Annotated in this window: 28 protein-coding genes; 22 read left to right on the top strand and 6 right to left on the bottom strand. The window is 41.0% G+C overall.

Annotation, left to right across the window (positions count from 1 at the left end; translation table 11 throughout):
• The first annotated feature begins 95 nt into the window (after positions 1-95).
• From G0029_RS02960 to G0029_RS03000, 9 genes are all read left to right on the top strand, one after another.
• A complete protein-coding gene (locus G0029_RS02960) occupies positions 96-704 on the top strand; it encodes an NUDIX hydrolase (protein ID WP_078191182.1) in 609 nt (202 codons plus the stop codon).
• Between the two features lie 36 nt (positions 705-740).
• A complete protein-coding gene (locus tag G0029_RS02965; RefSeq protein WP_180107247.1) occupies positions 741-1,271 on the top strand; it encodes a gamma carbonic anhydrase family protein in 531 nt (176 codons plus the stop codon).
• Positions 1,272-1,433: 162 nt separating this feature from the next.
• Entirely contained in the window at positions 1,434-2,099 is a 666-nt protein-coding gene (gene tsaB / locus G0029_RS02970) for a tRNA (adenosine(37)-N6)-threonylcarbamoyltransferase complex dimerization subunit type 1 TsaB (protein WP_180107249.1), read from the top strand.
• Between the two features lie 12 nt (positions 2,100-2,111).
• Positions 2,112-2,936: an undecaprenyl-diphosphate phosphatase gene (locus tag G0029_RS02975; protein WP_180107252.1), complete on the top strand. Its 825-nt coding sequence runs from the start codon at positions 2,112-2,114 to the stop codon at positions 2,934-2,936.
• Entirely contained in the window at positions 2,930-3,748 is an 819-nt protein-coding gene (locus G0029_RS02980) for a class I SAM-dependent methyltransferase (protein WP_218948034.1), read from the top strand. Before G0029_RS02975 ends, G0029_RS02980 begins: the two co-directional genes overlap by 7 nt.
• Before the next feature lie 125 nt (positions 3,749-3,873).
• On the top strand, positions 3,874-5,265 hold the full coding sequence (locus tag G0029_RS02985; RefSeq protein ID WP_180021433.1) for a C13 family peptidase: 1,392 nt from the start codon (positions 3,874-3,876) through the stop codon (positions 5,263-5,265).
• Between the two features lie 28 nt (positions 5,266-5,293).
• On the top strand, positions 5,294-6,139 hold the full coding sequence (gene fghA / locus G0029_RS02990) for an S-formylglutathione hydrolase (RefSeq protein ID WP_180064976.1): 846 nt from the start codon (positions 5,294-5,296) through the stop codon (positions 6,137-6,139).
• 131 nt (positions 6,140-6,270) lie between these two features.
• Entirely contained in the window at positions 6,271-7,377 is a 1,107-nt protein-coding gene (locus G0029_RS02995; RefSeq protein ID WP_168378510.1) for a YjgN family protein, read from the top strand.
• A 14-nt stretch (positions 7,378-7,391) separates the two neighbouring features.
• The gene (locus G0029_RS03000; protein ID WP_180107254.1) at positions 7,392-8,453 is read left to right on the top strand and encodes a M48 family metallopeptidase; all 1,062 of its coding nucleotides are present in this window, start codon (positions 7,392-7,394) and stop codon (positions 8,451-8,453) included.
• A 31-nt stretch (positions 8,454-8,484) separates the two neighbouring features.
• Here the strand turns inward: G0029_RS03000 and G0029_RS03005 are convergent, their stop codons facing one another.
• A complete protein-coding gene (locus G0029_RS03005) occupies positions 8,485-8,781 on the bottom strand; it encodes a DUF2218 domain-containing protein (protein WP_180085898.1) in 297 nt (98 codons plus the stop codon).
• A gap of 245 nt (positions 8,782-9,026) precedes the next feature.
• Here G0029_RS03005 and rpe point away from each other — a divergent pair, with 245 nt between their 5' ends.
• From rpe to G0029_RS03050, 9 genes are all read left to right on the top strand, one after another.
• On the top strand, positions 9,027-9,713 hold the full coding sequence (rpe, locus tag G0029_RS03010) for a ribulose-phosphate 3-epimerase (protein ID WP_078192356.1): 687 nt from the start codon (positions 9,027-9,029) through the stop codon (positions 9,711-9,713).
• Between the two features lie 633 nt (positions 9,714-10,346).
• Positions 10,347-10,862 (top strand): hypothetical protein, encoded by a 516-nt coding sequence (locus tag G0029_RS03015; protein WP_180005005.1) that lies wholly within the window; start codon positions 10,347-10,349, stop codon positions 10,860-10,862.
• Positions 10,863-10,908: 46 nt separating this feature from the next.
• The gene (locus tag G0029_RS03020) at positions 10,909-12,891 is read left to right on the top strand and encodes a multicopper oxidase domain-containing protein (protein ID WP_180107257.1); all 1,983 of its coding nucleotides are present in this window, start codon (positions 10,909-10,911) and stop codon (positions 12,889-12,891) included.
• The gene (locus G0029_RS03025; RefSeq protein WP_180107259.1) at positions 12,878-13,789 is read left to right on the top strand and encodes a copper resistance protein B; all 912 of its coding nucleotides are present in this window, start codon (positions 12,878-12,880) and stop codon (positions 13,787-13,789) included. The genes G0029_RS03020 and G0029_RS03025 overlap by 14 nt, the downstream gene beginning before the upstream one ends.
• A gap of 301 nt (positions 13,790-14,090) precedes the next feature.
• Positions 14,091-14,408: a DMT family transporter gene (locus G0029_RS03030; RefSeq protein ID WP_078191168.1), complete on the top strand. Its 318-nt coding sequence runs from the start codon at positions 14,091-14,093 to the stop codon at positions 14,406-14,408.
• 55 nt (positions 14,409-14,463) lie between these two features.
• A complete protein-coding gene (gene sugE, locus G0029_RS03035; protein ID WP_078191206.1) occupies positions 14,464-14,781 on the top strand; it encodes a quaternary ammonium compound efflux SMR transporter SugE in 318 nt (105 codons plus the stop codon).
• Positions 14,782-14,818: 37 nt separating this feature from the next.
• Entirely contained in the window at positions 14,819-15,301 is a 483-nt protein-coding gene (locus G0029_RS03040; protein ID WP_168378519.1) for a methylated-DNA--[protein]-cysteine S-methyltransferase, read from the top strand.
• A 39-nt stretch (positions 15,302-15,340) separates the two neighbouring features.
• Positions 15,341-15,994 carry a nuclease-related domain-containing protein gene (locus G0029_RS03045; RefSeq protein WP_180048993.1) on the top strand — a complete coding sequence of 218 codons (654 nt, stop codon included), beginning with the start codon at positions 15,341-15,343 and terminating at the stop codon, positions 15,992-15,994.
• 62 nt (positions 15,995-16,056) lie between these two features.
• Positions 16,057-16,425, top strand: coding sequence for an SseB family protein (locus tag G0029_RS03050; protein WP_180023108.1), 369 nt, complete (start codon positions 16,057-16,059; stop codon positions 16,423-16,425).
• A gap of 92 nt (positions 16,426-16,517) precedes the next feature.
• Here G0029_RS03050 and G0029_RS03055 read toward each other — a convergent pair whose 3' ends face one another.
• Positions 16,518-17,450, bottom strand: coding sequence for a tRNA dihydrouridine synthase (locus G0029_RS03055; protein ID WP_180005012.1), 933 nt, complete (start codon positions 17,448-17,450; stop codon positions 16,518-16,520).
• Positions 17,451-17,899: 449 nt separating this feature from the next.
• Here G0029_RS03055 and G0029_RS03060 point away from each other — a divergent pair, with 449 nt between their 5' ends.
• Positions 17,900-18,109 carry a cold-shock protein gene (locus G0029_RS03060; protein WP_067761877.1) on the top strand — a complete coding sequence of 70 codons (210 nt, stop codon included), beginning with the start codon at positions 17,900-17,902 and terminating at the stop codon, positions 18,107-18,109.
• A 149-nt stretch (positions 18,110-18,258) separates the two neighbouring features.
• On the opposite strand, the gene G0029_RS03065 is transcribed toward G0029_RS03060, so the two are convergent.
• Entirely contained in the window at positions 18,259-19,068 is an 810-nt protein-coding gene (locus G0029_RS03065; RefSeq protein ID WP_078191164.1) for an inner membrane protein YpjD, read from the bottom strand.
• Between the two features lie 138 nt (positions 19,069-19,206).
• On the opposite strand from G0029_RS03065, the gene ffh reads away from it, so the two are divergent.
• Positions 19,207-20,610 (top strand): signal recognition particle protein, encoded by a 1,404-nt coding sequence (gene ffh, locus G0029_RS03070; RefSeq protein ID WP_078191163.1) that lies wholly within the window; start codon positions 19,207-19,209, stop codon positions 20,608-20,610.
• Between the two features lie 537 nt (positions 20,611-21,147).
• Here ffh and G0029_RS03075 read toward each other — a convergent pair.
• Together G0029_RS03075 and G0029_RS03080 are read right to left on the bottom strand one after the other, a co-directional pair.
• Entirely contained in the window at positions 21,148-21,411 is a 264-nt protein-coding gene (locus G0029_RS03075; protein ID WP_180107261.1) for a Txe/YoeB family addiction module toxin, read from the bottom strand.
• Positions 21,395-21,658: a type II toxin-antitoxin system Phd/YefM family antitoxin gene (locus tag G0029_RS03080; RefSeq protein ID WP_180107263.1), complete on the bottom strand. Its 264-nt coding sequence runs from the start codon at positions 21,656-21,658 to the stop codon at positions 21,395-21,397. Before G0029_RS03080 ends, G0029_RS03075 begins: the two co-directional genes overlap by 17 nt.
• A 1,075-nt stretch (positions 21,659-22,733) precedes the next feature.
• Here G0029_RS03080 and G0029_RS03085 point away from each other — a divergent pair.
• Together G0029_RS03085 and G0029_RS03090 are read left to right on the top strand one after the other, a co-directional pair.
• Positions 22,734-22,928 (top strand): hypothetical protein, encoded by a 195-nt coding sequence (locus tag G0029_RS03085; RefSeq protein WP_180107265.1) that lies wholly within the window; start codon positions 22,734-22,736, stop codon positions 22,926-22,928.
• Between the two features lie 94 nt (positions 22,929-23,022).
• Positions 23,023-23,589 carry an RBBP9/YdeN family alpha/beta hydrolase gene (locus G0029_RS03090; RefSeq protein ID WP_111884791.1) on the top strand — a complete coding sequence of 189 codons (567 nt, stop codon included), beginning with the start codon at positions 23,023-23,025 and terminating at the stop codon, positions 23,587-23,589.
• A 1-nt stretch (position 23,590) separates the two neighbouring features.
• On the opposite strand, the gene G0029_RS03095 is transcribed toward G0029_RS03090, so the two are convergent.
• Positions 23,591-24,322, bottom strand: coding sequence for a type III pantothenate kinase (locus G0029_RS03095; protein ID WP_180107268.1), 732 nt, complete (start codon positions 24,320-24,322; stop codon positions 23,591-23,593).
• Positions 24,323-24,336 lie beyond the last annotated feature (14 nt).

Consider the following 24,336-nt stretch of genomic DNA (forward strand, 5'->3'; position numbering starts at 1 on the left):
AATAACTTAAAAATAAAACTTTGGCATCATTTCTAACCAGCTTGGCCGAAATTCAGCTATGATGACAACAAGATAATTATAAGGATGTAATGTGGATGGATGAGGGTTTATTGACTCAGCGATTGCAGCAAAGTTTACGTTTTTCTAAGCGTATTCAACCTGCGCATGCTGCTGTATTGATTGCGATTACCCAAGAAGATAATCCACGCATTTTATTGACCCGCCGCTCACTCTATATGAATAATCATGCCGGTGAGGTGTCCTTTCCCGGTGGCAAACGTGATGCCCAAGACACCAGTAATATCGTGGTGGCGTTAAGAGAAGCTCAAGAAGAAACCGCTCTAAATCCATTTGATGTGCAACTTTTGGGTGATTTACCAATGCAAAAAGCACGGAATGGAATGTTAGTTAAACCGATCGTGGGATTGATCCCGCCTGACGTAAATTTGATACCTCAACCCACTGAAATTGACCGTATTTTTTTTGCATCATTAAGACAGCTTTTAGAAACACCGCCAACGCCATATGAAGTTCGTTTTGCCCAGCAATCGCTTTATTTTCCCAGTTTAAGAGTCGAAAACGAAATCGTATGGGGGTTGACTGCACGGATGCTGATTTCCTTATTTCAATATGGTCTGAATTATCAAAAAGAATGGCCTTTTTTATTAAATTCTCCTTCATTTCATTTGGGCCGTGAGCCATAAACCTTTATTTAGAAAGTCAAAATAGGATGTTTGATCATGTTGTACAAATTTCAAGGATATAGTCCGAAAGCCACGCATCAACCTTGGGATGGTTGGGTTGCAGAAAATGCAACGGTCATTGGGCAAGTTGAATTAGGCCGAGAAGTGAGTGTCTGGTTCGGAGCCGTCATCCGAGGTGACAATAGTCGTATCAAACTGGGTGATTTTACCAATGTACAAGAAAATGCGGTGCTGCATACCGATGCCGGCATTGAAATGACCATTGGCGATTATGTCACGATTGGGCATCAAGCCATGCTACATGGATGTACCGTAGGAGATAATAGTCTGATTGGAATCAATGCCGTGGTTCTAAATCATGCTGTAATTGGTAAAAATTGCATCATTGGTGCGAATGCTTTAATTCCAGAAGGGAAGGTGATTCCGGATAATTCTGTTGTGATGGGTTCACCGGGTAAAGTCGTCAAGACTTTAGATGAACAAGCCGAAGCACGTCTAAAAATGAGTGCCATGCAATATGCCGCTCATTTTAAACATTTTACTCAACTCGAAGTCGCTGAACTTTAGAACGCTATACATGGTAAGCAAAAAAGCCTCGACGTTTGTCGAGGCTTTTTTATAGATTAAATACAGAAAGCGCTGAGTCTGTGGTGGAAAATCTCGCGAACTGCGATGGAGTGGAGTATCATATTCAACGTTTTTTAAGATTAAATTTAATTAAGGTTGCGCATGAAATTACTGGCATTGGAAACTGCCAATGAGCAGTGTTCCGTCTCGATTGTAGATGAAACTCAAGAGCTTTATTTTCAACTCGATTTACGGGCAAAAGCGCAGACACAAACCATTCTCCCAATGATTGAGCAAGGGCTTAATCAAACTGCTATTGAGTTAGCGGGTTTAACTGCGATTGCATTTAGTCGTGGGCCTGGCTCATTTAGTGGTGTTCGTATTAATGCAGCGGTAACACAAGCCTTGGCATGGGCCAATGACGTACCTGTTGTTCCAGTATCGACTTTGCAAGCTTTGGCTCAAGCGGCGCATCGTGTACATGGTTTGACTGAAGTAACTGCAGTCCTTGATGCACGCATGCAAGAAGTGTACATCGCCAGCTATCAACTCGATGCCAATGGCATTATGCAGGCTGTTGATGAAGAACAATTATTAACCTACGCCGATGCCACACCACAGATCAAATTTACTGTCGTGGGTTCTGGTAGTGAGCTCATTCAATCAGAACAAACACAATACAAAGACTTAAGTGCAACAGCACAAGATATTGCTACTATTGCCCGCGAAGCGGCGCAAAGAAAAGCATGGGTGAGTGCTGAACTTGCATTGCCCGTATATTTACGAGATAACGCCTGGAAGAAAATTTCAGAACAAGGCAAGCCATAATTAGGGTTATATATGGATCTTCTACTGCTGCTCAAAGCGGCAATCATGGGTATTGTTGAAGGTATTACCGAATTTTTACCGATTTCAAGTACAGGGCATTTAATTCTGGCTTCAGAATTAATGAACTTTTGGACCAAAGAAAAAAGTGATGTTTTCGTGATCGCAATTCAAATGGGTGCGATTGCGGCGGTGATTTATGAATACTGGGGCCGCCTGTGGGGCGCAGCAGCCGGTATGGTGACGGGTGAAGAAAAAGGTCGCCGTTTAGGTTTTGGCTTAATTCTCGCTTCGATTCCAATCGTGTTGATTGGTTTGACGTTTGGTCAGACGGTGAAAGAGCTGCTGTTCAATAACATTGCGATTGCTATGGGGTTGATTATCGGTGGTTTGATCATTATTTGGATCGAAAAAAATCCACCGCAGGTGCGTGCCAAAGAAGTAGAAGATTTAACCATTAAAGATGCGATTTGGATTGGTTTAATTCAAGTTTTATCTTTAATTCCAGGGACTTCACGTTCAGGTGCAACCATTATTGGTGCCATGTTCTTAGGGGTTTCTCGTAAAGCAGCCACTGAGTTTTCATTCTTTTTGGGTATTCCTGTTATTGTCGGTGCAGGTTTACTGGATTTATATCAAAGCTATGATGTATTTCAAGGCACTCAAGATTGGACTGTGATTGCAGTCGGTTTGATTATTTCGTTTGTCTCGGCATTACTTTTGATTCGTGCGCTTGTCGCTTACGTGGCAAAACGTGATTTCATGATTTTTGCGTGGTATCGAATTGTTTCGGGATTATTGATTTTATTGTTCGCATTTACAGGCTGGAAATTATGGTAAGCGAAATCCGCTTATACACAGAACAAGAATTTCATGAGAAAGCACAGCAGTATTCTGCTGTGCTTTCTTCACGTGGTGTATCTGTAAATATTGAATTGATTGAAAAATTAAACGCGCGTTTTTTACGTTTAAACCCTGAACTCAGTTTGTGTGTCGACGCAGATGGTTTGTGGTTAGCGGCCAATGGCATGAAGATGCAACCCGATTGGAAAGCAGAAGTGGGGCGTTTAAAGCGAGCATCCTTAAAGTCTGAGATGATTGCACGTGCGTGTAATTTGGCTGAAAAACCACAGCTTGTAGATGCAACCGCAGGGCTAGGGCATGATAGTTTATTGATGGCCCATTTGGGTGCGCATGTGACTCTTGTGGAACGTCATCCAATTTTATTTACCCTATTGGAAGACTCACATCAACGTGCGCAGCAAGATGCGTTTTTAAGTTCGGTTGTGGCTCGAATTGAATTGGTCTTTTCAGATTCGGCAGACTATTTGAAAAATTTATCGACGACCAATCAAATCTTTGATGTGGTTTATCTCGATCCGATGTTTCCGCAGCGAGACCAAAACCAGCAAGCCGTCAAAAAGCAAGCTCAGGTCAAAAAACAAATGCAATTGTTGCATTTGCTGTTACCTGAAGATGGCGAAATGGATTTAGGTGATAATTTACTGGATTTAGCACAAAAAATTGCTAAACGTGTTGTGGTTAAACGTCCACGATTGGCGGTTTTTTTAGCGAATCAAGAGCCACAACACCAGTGGCAAGGTGATGCTTGTCGCTTTGATGCATATTTCCAACATGATCTTGTGACTTAAAATGATATTTGCTTCAATATTGTTCAAAGATTTGTTATATAGTTAAAAAATAGCATTGCTAAAAACGACATCAGGCATAAAATTATTTGTGCAATTAAGCGAGCCAAGGCCACCATTAGAACTCTATGATTGATTTCAAACCCTCCATCAATTTTTGGCATGATTTTAAAAGCAACCAAACTGCGGGGATGTGGTTATTTTTTGGGTCTCGTCGTTCTTTACAAATCGTTCGTCCATCGATTTTACAATTGGTGTTTTGGGGGATTTTAGGTGGTTGTGCTAACAGTTTATTTAGTTGGCTGAGCACGGGGCGTATTGGTGAATTTAACGCTCAAGGTCTTATAAGTTATGCATTGTGGCCATTTATTGCTTTAATTGTGGGGATTTTCCTATCACAACGTGTAAATAATCCACGGCTAATGTTGGTCCCTGCATTGCTTTGGTTGGTGCTTGATACGCACATCATGTTGTTTCAATGTTTGATTCAATATTTGGGAGATCTCGATTTTCTTCCATACTTTCTGTATGACTACATTCCAACGTTATTCATTATTCTATTTGTTTGGCAAAGTCTGGCTGTCGTTTGGGTGTTTTCACGTGAGCTGAAATGGCCATGGTGGGAGCGTGCACTGATTATGGGTGCGACGCTATTTACTTTGGTCGTGTGGCAAGTCTCAGTCAAAGATCAGCCGATTTGGAAAGTTGAAGAAGTTCCTCCAAGCTTTGCTGAAGATGCCTTCTATGCACAAAGCCGTTTGCTCAATAAATCTTTAGACGCAGTGGAATATGGTGAATTTGCTCAATCCCATTGGTACTTCTTAGGGGTGGCGGGTGCGAGTTATCAAGATGTCTTTAAACTGGAAATTGAACGGATTAAAGAACAGTTTGATACACGTTTTGGCACCTATGGGCGTTCGGTTGAACTTATCAATAACCCTGCAACACGCACTGAAATTCCGCTGGCATCTAAAACCAGTATGGAGTTGGCGCTGCGTCGTATCGGTCAGCAGATGAACCGAGAAAGTGATGTCTTATTTTTATATATGACCTCACATGGTTTACCAAATGTCTTTGAAATGGAAAATGCACCTTTGGATTTGGCGCAAGTCGATCCTAAATGGTTAAAAGAAGCCTTGGATGCGTCCGGAATTCGTTGGCGTGTGATCGTGATTTCTTCATGTTATTCAGGCAGTTTTATTCCAGCATTGCAAAATGATAATACTTTAATCATTACTGCATCGGCAGCTGATCGACAGTCTTTTGGCTGTTCGAATGAAGCTGAATACACCTATTTTGGCCGAGCGTTCTTTGATCAGGCGATGCGTGAGCAGACCAGTATTCAAGCGGCATTTAATGAAACCAAAGCGACTGTTGCGAAATGGGAAGCAGCGCAAGGTTTCGAACCTTCTGAACCGCAGTGGTCGATGGGGAAAAACATGGCATTAATGTTGCCTCAATTAGAACAACGATTGTTCCCGCCGACAACTACTGCACCGGCTACGACGGTTACGCCTTAAAAGATTAAAAAAGTTTAGGATAAAGATCATGGAATTAGTACAACGAAATACTTGTTTTGCTGGTGAGCAGCGCATTTATCAATTGGATTCTTCAAGTCTAAAGACCGCGACAAAGTTTGGTATTTTTCTGCCAGAAGTAGCCTTACAAGGCCAAGCGTGTCCTGCATTGTTTTATTTGGCGGGATTAACCTGTACTGAAGAAACCTTTGCCATTAAAGCGCATGCTCAGCGTTTAGCTGCGCAGCTTGGCCTGATTTTAATCAGCCCTGATACTTCTCCACGTGGGGAACAGGTAGCACAAGGTGATCATTGGGATATTGGGCAAGGCGCAGGCTTTTATATTAATGCAACGGAACAACCGTGGGCCGAGCATTATCAAATGGAACGTTTTCTTACTGAAGAATTGTATTCGCTGGTACAGGCTGAATTTCCGGTACAAAAAGGTGCGATTGGCATATTCGGACATAGTATGGGCGGTCATGGGGCATTAACTTTAGCGTTGAAGCATCCTGACCTGTTTAAATCGGTTTCTGCTTTTGCACCGATTTGTGCGCCAAGTCAGTGTCCATGGGGCGAAAAAGCCTTTAATCAATATCTAGGTTCAGACCGACAGCAGTGGCTTCAGCACGATGCTACAGCTTTAGTGAAATCTAAAGGGGCTTTGTTTAAAGCCATTTTGATTGACCAAGGTATTGATGATCAATTTTATAGCCAGTTAAATCCGATGTTGTTTAAGCAAGCGTGTGAGCAAGTTGGGCAGCCACTCGAAGTGCGTGAACATGCAGGCTATGATCATGGTTATTATTTTATTCAAAGTTTTATGGATGATCATTTGCAATTTCACGCTGTCCAATTGCAAACAGCGGTTCATTAATTCTAAAGCCAGTGTTTAAAAAATATTGAGGCACAGCTTGCTTTGATATACGTATAAATAAGGCATGGTGATGAGCATTGTCATGCAAATGAATAAATTCGACATACCAAAAAAAATAATTTAGGGTACTTATGCAAAATTCACAATTGGAAACGCCGCTTCCGCCAGAGCTGCCCGTGATGAATCCACCGAGTCTATTTGGTGAGACAGAACAGGCTGATGTTTTGGGGCGAAATTATCATTTTAGGTTTAAAGGTAATGCGTCTGAATATTTCGGTATTTGGATTGTGAATATCTTACTGACGATTGTCACGCTTGGACTTTATGCGCCTTGGGCAAAGGTCCGCCGTTTACGTTATTTTTACGGTAATACTTGGGTATTTCAGCGTCGTTTTGACTTTACCGGTTTGCCTACAAAAATTTTAGTTGGACGAATCATTGCGTTAGTGGTCTATGGTGGTTTCTCTTTTGCTATAAAGTATTCTTGGGAAGCTTTCTTAGCGGGCTTTGTCCTGATCTTCTTTGCGGTTCCTTGGCTCATTCGATCTACGATTCGTTTCCGTGCTCGCAACAGTAAGTTTAGTAATAGCCGATTCTTTTTTTCAGGGACAAATAAAAGCGCATATTGGTGCTTTGTTAAATGTCTTGCGGTGGTTGTCTTTACCCTTGGATTGTTTACACCAGTTGCGGTCTGGCTATATAAACGTGAATGTCTGAATCATTTGTATCTGGGGCAGTTGAAATTTAATCTGAATAATACGTGGGGCGATTATATGCGCGCCATGTATGTGCCTTTATTTCTGTTTATGGGCTTTGGTGCATTGCTGGCAGTAATCTTTGCAATACTGTTTGGTAGTTCAGATGGTTTAAATGACGCATCTTATGTCTTCATTATTTTTGGTATGTATTTGATTGGCTATATGTTTATTTGGCCACTCACAGCTGCACGTATTTTTATTACCACTTGGAATAACACCACGTTGAGCCGCAGTCAGTTTCATACGGACTGTAATCAATGGCGCTATGCATGGATTGTCTTGAGTAATTGGTTGGCTAAAGTGATTAGCCTCGGTTTACTGACACCATGGGCAGTTGTGCGACTATATAAATATCAGACGGAATCTTTGCATTTAATGTTGGTCGATGATCCAGACCAATTACAAAATCAAATGCAGCAAGATCACAATGCAATTGCTGAAGAATTATCCGATATTTTTGACCTAGATATTTCCTTATAACACAGGTGAATTACATGAAAACATCAGTAGTGAATGCAACCTATTATGATGGGAAAGTGTCAAAACCCTTTGTTGCTCAAATCAGCGCAGATGGGGAACATGCCGTGATTGTGCGTTATGGTCAAGACCTAGAACAAACGCAGCATTACACCTATCAAGATATGACGCTGATTGGAGCGTTAGGTGATATTCAGCCAGTGATCGAGTTAAAGGACGATGCTCGTTTAGAGTTTCATCAACCCTTGCCGGAGTGGTTTAATCTCGATGTGAAGTCGCGTTGGCATTCGATTTGGAAATTAGAGCGTTCACCTTCTCTAATCATTTTTAGTGTGATTTTTGTGGTGGCTTTTGCTTTTGTCTTGATTAAATGGGGCATACCTGCGGCGTCACATGTGGTGGCCAATCAACTGCCTGAGACCGCTTTAACGAGTTGGGGCGATCAGGCGGAAAAATATATTATCGATATGACTGAACCCACAAAATTGCCACAAGCACGGCAAGACAAACTGAAACAAGAATATCAACAATTGGTGGCTGAAAATCGTCCTGCGAAGTTGTTATTCCGTGGTGGTGGTAGCATCGGTGCAAATGCATTGGCGATACCCAATAACACCATTATCGTGACAGATGAGTTGGTTAAACTAGCGAAAAATGATTATGAGCTCATAGGTGTGCTTGCACATGAGCAGGGGCATTTAGTTCAACGCCATAGTTTGCAGCAAAGTTTGTCAGGTTTAGGCATCAGTATTATTTTGTTGATGATTACAGGAGATGGCTCTGACATTCTTACCAGTTTGCCAGTGGCTGCGGTAGGTGCAAGTTACTCACGAGACTTTGAATCTGAAGCCGATTTATATGCTTTAAAACAACTTTCAAAACATCAAATTCCAACGGCACATTTTGCAAACTTCTTACAACGTATGGAAGATGAAGCTGATGGTGAAACAGCAAAAGAGAAAGGTGCAAAGGATGAAACTGCCAAAGATCAGAGATCTTGGACAGACTTCTTTGAGTCACATCCAGCGACGAAAGCCCGTATTGATGCAGTCAGAAATTACCAATCACATCAGCATTGAGTGAAAGGCTTTGACAATATGGCGACGTAGACTATGGTTCACGTTGCCATGTTGCACTGAGTTCTTCTTGTCCCATGCGGATCAAATGATCTAATACCACATGTTCCAATTGATCTAGATTTGTGCTTGGATCTTGGGCTGAAATCACCACGTCTAAAAACGCAGCCTGTGGTAGAAGGCTAACCTCTGCAGACGGTAGTTGAATCTTGAATGCAGTATTTTCTCCAATGAGCTGTTCATTGACTTCAAATTTATGTTTCCAATGATTGACTAAGCGCTTAGCAACACGTGCTGCTTGAGCGGTGGTGATGTGTGTTGAACTTTTCATAGTTGCAATTTTATTGTTAAGTTGTCAGTCCTTTAACTTAGCAAAGTACATAGATGCCCGTTAAGTCTAAAAATGCAACGCTGTGTTTCTATTACTAAAATTTTTATCCATATTTATCCATAAACTTCTCCATCCCGGCTATCTCAATCATTGGCATCGAAAAAACGACTAAGGGTATGGGCAGCGAATAGGGGGACATTTTGCTATAATGCGTCAATCACTCCCTTTTCAAAGCTAGGTTTTTCATGTCCAAGCCATTCTTAATCGCACCTTCAATTTTGTCAGCAGACTTTGCGCGCTTAGGTGAAGAAGTTGAAAATGTTCTAGAAGCAGGTGCAGATGTTGTTCATTTTGATGTCATGGATAATCATTATGTGCCGAACTTAACTTTTGGTGCGGGCGTTTGTAAGGCATTGAAAAAATACGGCATTAAGGCGCCAATTGATGTGCATCTAATGGTTTCACCGGTAGACCGTATGATTGGTGATTTCTTGGAAGCTGGCGCAGATATCATCACTTTCCACCCAGAAGCGACTGACCACATTGACCGCTCTTTACAGTTAATCAAATCTGGCGGTGCGCAAGCGGGCTTGGTGTTTAACCCTGCGACACCTTTGCATTATTTAGACTATGTTTTAGATAAAGTTGACCAAGTCTTGTTGATGAGTGTGAACCCTGGTTTTGGCGGTCAAAAGTTCATTCCAATGACTTTGGAAAAGCTGCGTCAAGCACGAAAAATTATTGATGCTTCAGGCCGTGATATTCGCTTAGAAGTGGATGGTGGTGTTACTCCAGCCAATATCCGTGACATTGCTGAAGCTGGTGCAGATATGTTCGTTGCAGGTTCAGCGATTTTTGGTAAGCCTGATTATAAAGCTGTGATTGATGACATGCGTTCTGAGTTGGCAAAAGTGCATGCTCAAGAGGCTTAAGCCTTTGGGTATAAGTTACTCCTTGATTGTGGATAACTATATGGATAACCGTATGGATATCTGTGTAGATAACTATATGGATAACTTGGATAAATTATAAACGATTGTGCATCAATGGTTTAATAATTAGACGTATTAAGTATAAAAAGGACTCAATTGAGTCCTTTTTTTATGGGGAAAAGTGTTTGAAATACTGTATGTTTATTAATCTATGGTAAATAATTAATCAGTTTAAAAAATAACTTTTATGTTTTAACTGGACGATATGCACTGTTTTTTATGACAGCGCAATAAATTTAAAACTGTTGTGAATAACTGCACAATTAATTATGCTGTTAGCAACTATTGAGATACGCTGTGACTGGCAAAACACATCATAGATCGCACTAGATAGTGCTTTTAGATATTTCTGAATGTATCGTTCATGATGGATAAATCGGTCGAGTTGCATGTCATGTTGATACAAATGTCATGTGATTGCATTTGAATCGTAAATAATATCATCATGGTGTTTCATGCGGATTTCGGCTGAGCTGATCGCGTGATGTTTCTAAAGATGTGTTAATAGGGATATGATGTGTTAATAGGGATATGTTGTCACAGTGCATCATTGGGTTGAATTAGGATACTAAATTGTTCAATTTTTTGCGTAAGCATCTTGGCTTTGCTTGGCTCATGGCGTTTGTCATGGGGTGGAGCAGCGTGGTCAGTGCACAGCAAAATTTTCAACATCAACAAATGATGAACGCAAATGCCCATCAGGCATCAGTTCATGCAGCACATGCTGATCCTTCGCATTTAAATATGACAAATTGCCATCAAAATCAGCGGCAAGCTGCTCCTGAGCATGCAGTACATCATGGCAAGCAAGCAACACCTGAAGTCATTTTAACGATGGATTGTCATCAATCTTCAGATGCGACATCTGCACTGCAAGATGGTCAGGCGCATCATTCAACGACACAAAGTACAGACTGTCAGGACTGTACACTCGCACATTGCCAAATCAGTACTTCTTATGTCGATAGCGCCTTAGTCGCATTGCAGACCGTCCATGTGCATCACTATACAGAACCTCCTCGTTTCATTTTTGCTGGACAGCATTTAAAAGGCTTTTGGCAAGAAATTCTAAGACCTCCGCAAGCTTAACCTGAGTTTTAAATACGTTTTTTCGTTATTTTATAAAGGTTAAGTCATGTCTAATTTATCTAAATCATGCCTCGTGCTCGGGGTGTGTCTGCTGTCACCAACGTGGGCGTTTGCAGCCATTAAAGAATATCATCTGAATATTGATGAAAAGACCATCAATTTGACAGGTAAAGCGGTCAAAAAAATCAGTGTCAATGGTCAGTTTCCAGCACCTTTACTGGAGTTTGAAGAAGGCGATGATGCGGTCATCCATGTGCATAATCAGCTCAAAAAACAAAATACCTCGGTGCATTGGCATGGTCTATTGCTGCCCGGTTTAATGGATGGTGTACCCGGCTTTAATGGTTTCAATGAAATTCAGCCTGACGGTAGCTTTACTTACAAATTTAAAGTCCGTCAAAGCGGAACCTATTGGTATCACGCGCATTCCAAAGGTCAAGAACAAGACGGATTGTATGGCGCTTTGGTAATTTATCCGAAAGGTAAACAAGCACTTGCCGCACATGAACAATCGCAACGTGATTATGTGGTCATGCTGTCGGATTTTCATGAATCATCTAGCGCTGAGATTATGGCAAATCTGAAAAAGTCTGCCGAATACTATCAAAATCAGCGTGAAACAGTTTCAGATGTATGGGCGCAAATTCAACGAACAGGTTTAAAAAACACTTGGAAAGATCGTTCGATGTGGAATCAGATGCGAATGCTGAAAACGGATTTGTCTGATGTCACGGGTTATACGTTTTTAGTGAATGGCAAAACACCACAGCAGAACTGGACGGGGATGTTTAAGCCCAATGAAAAAGTCAGACTTCGTTTTGTAAATGCTGCGGCTATGTCGTTTTTTGATGTGCGTATTCCTCAGCTCAAAATGACGGTGGTCAGTGCAGACGGTCAAGCGGTCAAGCCGGTCGCTGTGGATGAATTTCGCATTGGTGCTGCGGAAACCTACGATGTGATCGTAGAGCCTAAATCTGCGCACTATCAGATAGAGGCTGAGTCGCTTGATCGGACTGGATTTGCGATTGGCACTTTACATGATGAAACGCAGCCTCAGCACTCAGGCATTCATATACCAAAAGCACGGCCACGCGCTTTGCTGACCATGGAAGATATGGGTCATGGTTCAATGTCAGGTATGGACCATAGCAACATGGGACATACTGCTACAGGTTCAACCCAAACTTCAGCAAGCCGACAAGCGAATGCTCATGAGCACAGCGCGCATACTGTCAATCCATCAAATATTCAGCCGAAACAAGTTCATGATCATGCAGCTATGGGACATGACATGGACCATTCTCCAGTGACTGCACATACTACTATGCAACATCCAGAGATGCATAAACAGAACATGTCTGATTCAGCGCATGCCAATATGGATCATAGCGTGATGGATCATTCATCGATGAACCACTCCTCAATAGATTCATCTATGAAACATGATATGCATACAGCGATGGAGCATGCACAGTCTAAAGAGGAGATGCGGGCAGTTGAAAATTCAGCAACGGTTATGGGTTGGGCCAATGCTTCAACACCTGTTGGTGATAAGGCACTGCAATATAGTGATCTAAAAGCGTTAACGCCACAGCCTGATACACGTGAAGCGACGCAAGACTTGGTCATTCATTTGGGTGGAACGATGGAACGCTATATGTGGACCATGAATGGCAAAAAATTCAGTGAAGCTGAACCACTACAAGTGAAATATGGTGAGCGAATTCGACTGAAATTTGTCAATGACAGCATGATGGCGCATCCGATGCATTTACATGGCATGTTCATGCAATTGGAAAATGGGCAAGTGTCTTCTGAAATGCCAAATAAACATACGGTGATTGTGCCGCCGGGGAAAACAGTCTCGGCTCTGTTAACGGCCAATGAATTAGGGGAATGGGCGATTCATTGTCACTTGCTGTATCACATGTCTGCAGGAATGATGAATAAACTCGTGGTCGCAAATGTCGCGGAGAATACTAAAACGGCATCTGTGCCGCAAAAGGAGTTGTCTCATGCGCATCATTAAACCATGCACGTATACGGTACTGAGTTTAGCTTTGGCATCGGTCACTCAAATGACCATGGCGCAAGATGCACATCACAGCACGCCGATGTCAGCTCAACATGAATCGCATTCCTCACATGATTCGTCTCATCAAGAAATGAAAACAGCGATTGAATCGAGCCAGATGGAGCATACTGCAGAACATGCAAATGCATCATCTATTGCGTCACGTGCTGCTTCTGCGCAGCATCCTGTTGATCATAAGCGTGAACATGGTGGACAGATTTATCAAGCGACCAAGATAGACAATCGATGGCTCAATAATGCCGATGGCCGTGGAAGTTTAAAGACCGAAATTGAGAGTCGAATCGGGACCGATGAAAATAAGCTCTTCATCAAATTACATGCGGATAAAGCAGAATCTCAAGATGCAGATTATGCGGCTCAATTGATGTATAGCCGTATGATCTCCGACTTTTGGGATGCGCAAATTGGCGCACGTTATCGTGTCGATGAACATCAAGTGACGGACAAAGAACAGTTAGATGCTGCGGTGGGTCTGCATGGTCTGGCACCGTATTTCTTTGAAACCGATGCTTATCTATATTTTGGTGTAGATAAACAGGTCAGTTTTTCTTTAGAAACCGAACGTGATTTGCTGCTGACGCAAAAACTGATTTTAAAACCGTATCTAAACCTAGATGTAGTGCTGAGTGATGACTCTGCCTATGCACAAAAAACAGGACTCAGTTCTGTATGGCTAGGGCTAGAAACACGCTATGAAATCAATAAAAAGTTAATGCCCTTTATCGATGTTGCTTACAGCTATGAAAAAGGAAATCAGCATTCGGCATGGCAAGCTGAAACTGGAAGTGAAAAGCAATGGTGGTATGGCGCAGGACTTCGTCTGAAGTTCTAATCGGCGAATAGACCAAATAAAGAGGGCATCATCAACAGGTTTTGTGATGCCTTTTTTTTATGTCTGAATCTATCCTTTGAACAGACATGCCATGTTTTGGCGCAATTCATCGGCACAAGTTTTTTCCTTAACTGAATAACGCCCTAGATTTGGTCAAAAAATGTAAAGACTGCACTAAAATTCAGCATATTTGCTATACTGAGACCATATTCGGAGGAACGACCTCCCTTACATCTTTGATCAAAGCCAGTAAGAAAAATCGTCAGGACGACCTGACTCTACTAATATGGAGGAAGGCATCATGGCCTGGGTTGTTCTGGTATTCGCTGGTATTTTTGAAATCGTTTGGGCCTATTCGATGAAGCTCTCAGAAGGCTTTACAAAACTTGGCCCAAGTCTAGTCACTTTATTTTTTATGATCCTGAGCTTTGGTTTATTGGCCTATGCCATGAAAACGTTACCTCTGGGAACGGCTTATACTATTTGGACAGGAATCGGCGCGATTGGTTCATTTCTCGTGGGTATTTTTATACTCGGTGAGCCTGCAACTGCCATGCGGATGTTAGCCGCAGTACTGATCATTTCGGGTCTAATCTTGATGAAATTATCTTCAAGTTAATATGTTCTAAAGCACAGAGGTAAAAGCCTTTTGTGCTTTTTTTATGGGTAAAAATATGGCTTGGGTTTTATTAATTGTAGCGGGATTGCTTGAGGTGGTCTGGGCATATTGTATGAAAGTCTCTGAAGGCTTTAGCAAACTGACGCCAAGTATTTTGACCATTGTTTTCATGATCGCAAGTTTCGCTTTGTTGTCTTATGCAATGAAATCCTTACCGCTGGGTACAGCCTATACAGTATGGACAGGCATTGGTGCAGTGGGTTCATTTATCCTCGGCATCGTTGTATTGGGTGAGCCTGCCAATGCCATGCGTATGCTAGCTGCGGTCCTGATTATTTCAGGACTAGTCTTGATGAAATTATCGTCCTCCTGAATAATGAAGTGCTGCGATTTTGAGCTTGGAGTATGTCATGCAACTTTCTTATCAGTTTTTAGATTCACCCGTTGGACAATTAAAACTTGTTGCACATGAAACCGCATTGGTGGCTGTTCTTTGGGAAAATGAAAACCCTAATCGTGTGCGATTGGCGGCTTTGGTTGAAGATCTGCAACACCCGATTTTGCTCAAAACCGCACAGCAATTAAATGAATATTTTGCAGGTAAAAGACAGCAATTTGACTTGCCGCTAGACTTTGAAGGCACCGCATTTCAGCAACAAGTTTGGCAAGCTTTACTGACAATTCCTTTTGGAGAAACTCGCAGCTATAAACAAATTGCAGAGCAGATCGGCAATGTCAAAGCCGTACGTGCTGTGGGTGCAGCCAACGGAAAAAATCCAATTTCAATTATTGCACCTTGTCATCGTGTCGTGGGCGCAAATGGAAAATTAGTGGGTTTTGCGGGTGGTCTAGAAAATAAAGAAATATTGTTAAAAATTGAGAAATTACAATAAAATAGAAAATATACTTATTTAAAATAATGAATCAAATTAATGAATATTTCTCAAATCTTTGCACCCTTCATTTCGACGTTGTGGTGGCTAATTCCATTGTTACTGATTGTGGGGGCAATCAAAGCATTTAAACCTTATTTAAAGGGGAAAATGGGGGAGTTTGCTGTCGCCGTTCATGTCAAACTTTATTTGAAAGACCATTATATATTGTTAAATGATTTGACCTTACCAGATGGCGAAGGAGCTACGACTCAGATTGATCATCTTCTTTTAAGCCCATTTGGTGTGTTTGTGATTGAAACTAAAAACTATAAGGGCTGGATTTTTGGGAGCGAGAGACAAAAACAATGGACGCAAAAGATTTATAAAAAAAGTTTTAAATTTCAAAATCCAATTCACCAAAATTATAAACATATGAAAGTGTTAGAACAGGTGTTGAGCGATATTGTGGATAAAGACAATATGCATTCTGTGATTGTTTTTATGCCTGAAGCAGTGTTTAAAACAGAGATGCCGTCGAATGTATTTCGGGGTACAGCTTGGGTGGACTATGTTCAAACCTTTCAGCAACCCGTGGTCTCTGAAATGAAACTTAAACGAATACAGTTGCGTTTAGAAAAAGAAATTTTAGAAAAATCGTGGAAAACAAATCGACAGCACGTTGAAGATTTAAATCAACGGCATAATTCATAAACTTCCTGTATGCTGTGGATTGTGAACAGTATCTGACTGATAAAAATAGACGGACAATAACAATGAACGACACGCTTCAACATCTTTATGAATCGACTTTAGATCATCCTGAGCAATACCAAGACTTTTATCAGCAACTTTTAGCCAGCCAAGTATATTGTTTGGGTGAGCGTGATACAGAGCAGCATTTACATTTTCAATTGATGGAAACGGAGCAAGGCGAGCAAGCCATTCCATTTTTTCTGAGTCTTGCGATGCTTCAACAGGATGTTGGTGCAGATGCAGAGTTTGTCATGATCAGTGCTGAAAAATTATTTGCGATTACCAAAGGCGCAAGCTTGGTGATGAACCCGACTTCGGAACATCCTAAAGAGTTCTTGGCAGATGAGATCGACGCAATTTTAGAGTTTGCCAAACAACAAAGCCTTTGAACACTGTAGGTATAATCAAAGGCTCTGCGGCTACGCTTAGATAGGTGTTTTCACACTTTTTCGTTTTAACATTGGGCGATGTGTTTTAAAACTTACATACCTGCTTTGAGTTTTTCCACGATTTCATCAAGTGGTTTGACACGTTTTACTTCATCCCAAAGGACTTTGGCTTCTGGGTAATGTTTCGACATCATACCGAGCCATTGTTTATAACGACCGACCATATTCATTTCTTTTTTATACGAGCCATTTAAGAAACGAATTTGTAATCCAAGTAGTTCATGCCATGTAATCAGCGGTTCATCGGTATTACGACGGATACACTGTGTAATGTCAGGAGTGGTCACCGCAGCACGACCAATCATTAGGTCTTCACAACCAGATTCGAGTTGGCACTGTTTGGCATCGGCATTGTTCCAAATTTCACCGTTGGCAATCACATTGATTTTCAATGCTTCACGAATGGGTTGCAACTGATCCCAAAAGGCAGGCGGGGTATAACCATCGGCTTTGGTTCGCGCATGGACTGTAACCCATGCAGCTCCGGCATCTTCGATGGCATGCGCATTTTCCATAGTGAAGTTACGGTCCATATAACCCAAACGCATTTTTGCTGATACAGGAATATGACTCGGAACAGCATCACGCACAGCTTTGACTAACTCATACACCACTTCAGGCTCATCTAGCAGAACTGAACCACCACGGTGGCGGTTGACGGTTTTTGCAGGGCAACCAAAGTTCATATCAATCGCAGGGGCACCAAGTTCTACCGCGCGTACAGCATTTGCCGCGAGCATAGTGGGATTGTTACCTAAGAACTGCACATGAACCGGTGTTCCTGCTGCAGTTTTGCCTTCATTGTTTAGTTCAGGACAATAGCTATGATAAATATGATCGGGCAGGACAGAGTCCGTGACACGGATAAACTCGGTTACACACCAGTCAAAACTCCCCACATGCGTCAACACATCTCGCATAATTGGGTCGGTTAAGCCTTCCATCGGCGCAAGAACAAGTTTCACGGTCATACAGCCAAAAATTGAAAAACGGAGTTATACGTGGTTTTGAAAGGGATGTCTAGGTTTTGTGCTTAAGGTGACGCGGAATACGAAATGACAAGATTTTATGTAACTATTTGGTGAAATTAGGACCAAAGTCTTAAAGTATTGACTGACATAAAACTTTAACAATAAAATGAGTAAATACATATGGATAGTAATAATAAGAAGATGGCTTGTACTGTTGTTTTTTAATGGAATCAACAACATATACTGTGCTTGAATCTTTTAAGATTTCATGTATGATGGCTGCAACTAGAAAAAAAGTATTGTTTCGTAAATTTTCTTTAAGTATCGCAGTGTTAGTCATAATCCTTCGTTTTTTACAGAAATGAAGTTCAATTCTTTATTATTTTCCAAGTTATAGTCAGTCATCATCCAATGGCTAAATCAACAAATTAATAGGTATTATTATGTCTAATACAGTTACTGGTACAGTTAAATGGTTCAACGAAACTAAAGGTTTCGGTTTTATTGCACAAGACAACGGTCCTGACGTTTTTGCTCACTTCAGCGAAATCACTGGTTCTGGCTTCAAAACTTTGCAAGAAGGCCAAAAGGTTTCTTTCAGCATCGCTCAAGGTCAAAAAGGCCCGAATGCTGTAAACATCGTTGCTCTATAATTTAGACGTAATGAAAAAAAGCGCTGTATAGCGCTTTTTTTATGCCTGTTATTTCTGTGTGAATAATCAAGCTATAAAAAAGAGAGCCGTAGCTCCCTTCGTAATAAAACTTACTTCTTTATAAAACTTAAAATCGTTTCATCGTCGACTTAGCGGCCTAAAACCATTTCTAAAATAAACTTAGATCCAATAAAGCCAACTGCCAATAGACAGAAACCAATAATGGTAAAGCGAATGGCTTTTTGACCACGCCAGCCGAATCGATAATGCCCAATGAGCAAGGCACCATAGACGAACCATGAAATGATACTAAATGCAGTTTTATGCGCCAAATGCTGTGCAAAGAAGTTATCGATGGTGAAGAAACCAAACCCAAGCGCCACGGTTAGTAGTGCAAATCCAGCAATCAATAAATCAAATAGTAAAGATTCCATGGCTTGGAAGGATGGAAGTAGGCTCACCCATACACGTTTTTTCTGTTTGTTTTTCAGTTCACGGTCTTGTAAACGCAAAATAACCGCTTGAATAGTTGCCATCAGCAGGACTGCATACGCGGAAAGTGACAAAATAATATGGATGTCTAAACCCAGTGAATGTTGTTCTATAAATTGATTTTGTCGACTAAATGCAAAGCCCAAAATCAACCCCGTCGCTGCCACAGGAATGCCCAGCAGATTCATCGCAAGCACAGGTCGATAGGTACTAAATAACACACTGAGCAATAGCATGAGACCTGAAGTAAATGACATCAGGTTGAACACGTCATAGTTGACACCCATAGGTGTCAACATATCGTTATATAAAACACCTGCATGCAATAACATGCCTAAACCAAGTACAACACCAATAAACCAATGGTTCGGCGCACGTTTAGACATTAAATGGCTGAATAAATACCAAAAAGACGTGGTATAAGCGATTAATGCTAGGATCGTGTAAACCAAGGGGAGACTGATCATGTCAAACCTTTTTCAGGATGTTGAATATTCATTTATATAAATTCTGCAAGAACTAAAGTATCCTATAGCATTCTATGCATAAATTTTCTATTTTAAGAAACAATTTTTTGCTCATGGCTATTTTAAGCGGATTTTGCAATGTTTGATACCTTAACAGAACGACTCACGCAGAGTTTAAGAAATGTTACTGGCTCAGGGCAGCTAACCGAAGACAATATTAAAGATACGTTACGCGAAGTACGTATGGCACTTCTTGAAGCCGATGTTGCGTTACCTGTAACTCGTGAATTCATCGCGAAAGTTAAGGAAGAAGCATTGGGCCAAGAAGTGATGACTCAGTTATCACCGGGGCAGGCTTTCGTCAAAATCGTTCATGACGAATTGACCAAAATGATGGGTGAGGCGAATGAAAGCCTAGACCTAGCGGCAAAACCACCAGTTGTTGTGCTTCTTGCAGGTTTGCAAGGTGCGGGTAAAACTACTACTGCGGCAAAACTTGCACGTTTCTTACAAGAACGTCAAAAGAAAAAAGTAGCAATGGTGTCTGCCGACGTTTATCGTCCAGCAGCGATTAAACAGCTACAAACAGTTGCAGGTGAAGTTGGCGCGATTTTCTTTGAATCAAGCGCAGACGAAAAACCGATTACCATCGCAAATCGTGCGATTGAGCAAGCAAAAATTCAATTTGCTGATGTCTTGATTGTCGATACAGCAGGTCGTTTACATGTAGACGACGAAATGATGGATGAAATTAAAGAGCTACATGCAGCAATTAAGCCAACTGAAACATTGTTCGTGGTTGATGCCATGACGGGTCAGGATGCGGCGAATACTGCAAAAGCCTTTAACGATGCTTTGCCTTTGACGGGTGTGATCCTGACAAAAACAGATGGCGATGCACGTGGTGGTGCGGCACTTTCTGTTCGTGCTATTACTGGCAAGCCAATTAAATTCTTGGGTATGGGTGAAAAACTCGATGCCCTAGAGCCATTCCATCCTGAACGTATCGCACAGCGTATTTTGGGTATGGGTGACGTACTTTCTTTGGTCGAAGAAGTTGAACGTAAAATCGACAAAGAAAAAGCCGAAAAAATGGCGAAAAAATTGCAAAAAGGCGGTAGCTTCAACTTTGAAGATATGCTGATGCAGTTTGAACAAATGAACAAAATGGGCGGCATGATGGGCTTCTTGGATAAACTTCCAGGCATGAGCAACTCAGGGATTCAAGATGCAATTGCACAAGCAAATCCTGAAAAGCAAGTGAAGAAAATGGAAGCGATTATTCAATCGATGACCATTAAAGAACGTCGTAACCCAGACTTGATGAATCCAAGCCGTAAAAAACGTATTGCAGCAGGCTGTGGTATGGATGTTGCGGAAGTGAACAAACTCATCAAACAACATGCGCAAATGGCGAAAATGATGAAGAAATTTGCCAACCCAACGGGTATGGCAAAAATGATGAAATCATTGGGCAATATGCAAAAACAATTTGGCGGCGGTGGCATGGGTCCATTGTTCGGCAGTAAAGATCCGAAGTAATTTGGACTTAAAAAAGGCGCATTTAGCGCCTTTTTTTATGGCTGCAATTTGACGAGACTGTGCGCTTAAGCAAAGTGATTGAGTGCATTTGATAGCAAGTGATGAAATAAAGGATTTGTTGACCACTACAAAAAAAGCTCCTACTCTATTTTAGTAAAGGGCTACATATAAAACACTTAGGTAGTTAGATGGAAAGTTATGATTGCTGGATTACAGTATATTCTTGTATTTATTCAATTTTAATAATTTCTTTAAGCTTGAATTCTATCTTTTTTATTAAGGATAAGATTAATAAAGTTTTGGCTTTTTTTGCCTTTACTGGTCTTTACTCTTTTATTCTAAGTTACTTTTTTAGTTATGCTTATATTGGGTATATAGAGCAAGAGCCAATGGCCAGATTTATTTATGAAGGTTTTAGATCATATCTATTCTTTGGAAACATATATATAGTTTTTAGTGTCTTCATTTTTATTACATTGTTGATCAGACTTTTTATAAATAAAATAAAAAATCCCCTATATAAGTAGGGGCTTTGGTTCATTCGTAGTGATAGCGACAAGCAATTATCGTTATCTCTGCGTCTGTTACTGCATAAACTAGCCTATGCTGTTCATCTATCCTTCTGCTCCAGAATCCCGATAAATCACCGAGTAAAGCTTCGGGTTTTCCAATACCTTCAAAGGGTGTACGTTGACATTCCTTTATAAGGTTATTGATTCGCTTGAGAGTCTTTTTATCTTGGCTTTGCCAATATACATAATCATCCCAAGCTGAAGGGGTAAAGCTAGTCTTCCTTTTCATCTAAAAGTTCTCTTTCGATTGCTTTAGATGCACGGAACTCTGCAATTGAGTTTGCAAGGTGTGCTGCATTCTTTGGAGAAGACATTAAGTGCAATGTCTCCATTACACTGTTGTAATAGTCTTGACCCATCACAACGGCATGTTGACCCTCTTTGCGAGTAATAATAGCTACATCTGCATCTTCAATTACAGTATCTAAAACGGATTTTAAATTCTGGCGTGCATCAGTGTATGTAAATACTTGCATGTCTTGCATTTCCTAATTAAATATTTAGCCTTAAACAATATATGGTCACTTCATTGATCTAGCATTAGTTGGTTGGCACATTGGCTCATAGATTTGCTATAGATACTTTATATGGACACTTAAATTTCAAATTGGCTGTTTTGGGTGATGTCTGCAAAAAAAACATGATTTTGTACAATATTTTGTACAACTTAAATGTACAGGATACTGTACATTATGTAAAGTAGAAATAAAAAAACGGCCATTTTTACGTTCTATAGAATAAGAATTCCTTTAATTTTTAGGTTCATACCTATGAAAAATATAGCCAAAACAAACTGAACAACAATTTTTAGAATTGGAGATTTATTTCTTAAAGACATTAATATCTTGTTACTTGTTAGAAGTTCAAATTTCACATATATACAAAATTACTAATTTAAGCGCCGATCAATGGTTTGATTTTGCAGAATCTCCTACTTAAATCTTAAGAGAAATTTTACATTTAGATCCTTTTATTTTGAGGGGGAGTATCTTGTCGAGCTAAATTACGTTCAGTTACACCAGCCGATATATACCGAACTGAGCTAAATCATTATAAAAACATGCCAAATTGACATTGAGACCGTGTAGATGACAGGTCTAAAACAGAGGTGAAAGTTTGCCGAACTGCAAATTGAAAGCTTTACCCAAAATAAGCATCAAATAATGAATACACCTCATACGCCAGAGAGCCAAAACATCTATCTGATTCATGCTCATCAGGCTTCCCTTAATGAGTATTAGTTTCCTTATTGAGACAAAAGCAGCAAGGGGTAGGACATTATTCTTGGCGCATTGATATGGCAAATGCAGTACAACCAGATTTTGACCATTGTTAGAAGTTTATTTCCCTGCAAATGCCTAAGCTTGATGAAAATAAAATTATTATTGCGCACAGTTTGGGTTGTCTGACAGCGCTGTATTGTTTGACAGCGCATTTCAGCCAGCGGTAAGGCAAGATTTAAGCGGGCATTTTTATTTCTGGATTTGTGTATTCCTTTAATTTTTTTCTGAATTAGGCAGCTTTATTTTAAAATGCTAATTGAACCGTCATATGCTGCATCAGCATTTGCCGTTGGCCGTGCGCATGCTGTCCAGCAATGATCCTTTTGTTCCGCCACCGTTCACGCTGAAGTTATCAATTGTGATCCAAGGGTGGAACACTGAAGGGAAAATACAGGACTTTTACGGCTTCATAATGTTTCCAGAATTGCTGGATATTTTGAATCAGCTCATGAAAGTGTTCTAGCAAATAGTCAAGTTTTGCAAAAATTCACAATTGTTTACCCTCAATCTCTAATTTTTATTTCAGACTGAATTCAAAAAGAGGAATGGAGCATGAAATGGCGCAAGTAATTGTGGTGCATGGCTATACCGCGAGCCCTGAAGAGAATTGGTTTCCGTGGATCGCGCAAAAGGCAAAAAAAGCGGGCGTCAGCCTCAAGGTGCTTCGGCTTGATCCATCCGAAACACCCGTCTTAAATGTGTGGATGAAGCAAATGGATGCGCAGATTGACGCATTAAATGAAAACTCTATATTAATTGCCCATAGTTTGGGATGTATCGCTGCACTGCATTATCTGTCGCAAAAACTGCAGCATCAGAACATAAAAGCTCTTGTGCTTGCGGCCGGTTTTAATGGCCGCTTGGGACGTCTAGAGCAGGTGAATCCTTTTATTGATGCGGCTAAAATAGATTTTGACTTGCTAAAACAGCAGGTTGAGCATCGGGTAGTGATCTATTCAAAAGGCGATGAGCGAGTGCAACCCGAATTCAGCTTGGCTCAGGCAAAAAGCCTAGATGCACAGGTGATTGAAGCGCGTCATCAGGGGCATTTTATTGACTCTGAAGGCTGTACCGAATTGCCCGAAGTCTGGGATGCTGTGGAGCCGTATTTGATCCGCGCTTAATCTACGGTTGTTGGCCAATATAGCTTTGCAGGCCTTTTAAAAGCAGATCATTATGGACTTCAGGCGTAAAGCGCTGTAGGTATTTGGCAAATAGCGCAGCATCGCCCCCAGTTAAAATTAAGCGACTGGGATATTTATCAAGCACCTTTTCAATGGTGCTGACCAAACTGAGCAATATGCCATGATGAACAGCGTCGATGGTATTTTTACCAGGAGACAGCTCGTCAAAGATGGCATCTGGAATTTTAATGCCTTTGGTGTTTTGGATGAGCGAATCACGTTGCAAATATAAATTTGGCAAAATATAGCCACCTAAATGTTGTAATCCATCCGTTAAGTCAATGGTGAGTGCTGTTCCACAGCTAATCACACAGTATTTTTGTTTAGGGTCTGTAACTACAGCAAGCATTTGCAGCCAACGGTCGATCCCGAACTTTGTGGTGTCTTCGTAAGCACAGCGCAAGCCCGCATATTCGGCATGAACTTTGGCAATGGTGACAGGAACAGCTAAAAATTTAAGAATTTTTTGAATCCGATCATTATTTTTTTTGTCGAGTACCGAGGAAATCCCGACCTGATCTAAGTCCAAACTTTTAAAGTGCTGGATTAAACCAAGTAGGAGTTCGGCAGGCGACTGTAAATGCAGTTCCGCAGCATGTTCTATGATTTGATCGTCTTCAGTAATCCAGTATTTCAGCCGAGTATTACCGACATCGAGCCATAATTTTTTCATCAGTAGGCCTTTGC

The organism is Acinetobacter sp. YH12138 (assembly GCF_015218525.1).
GTDB classification, from domain to species: Bacteria; Pseudomonadota; Gammaproteobacteria; order Pseudomonadales; family Moraxellaceae; genus Acinetobacter; species Acinetobacter amyesii.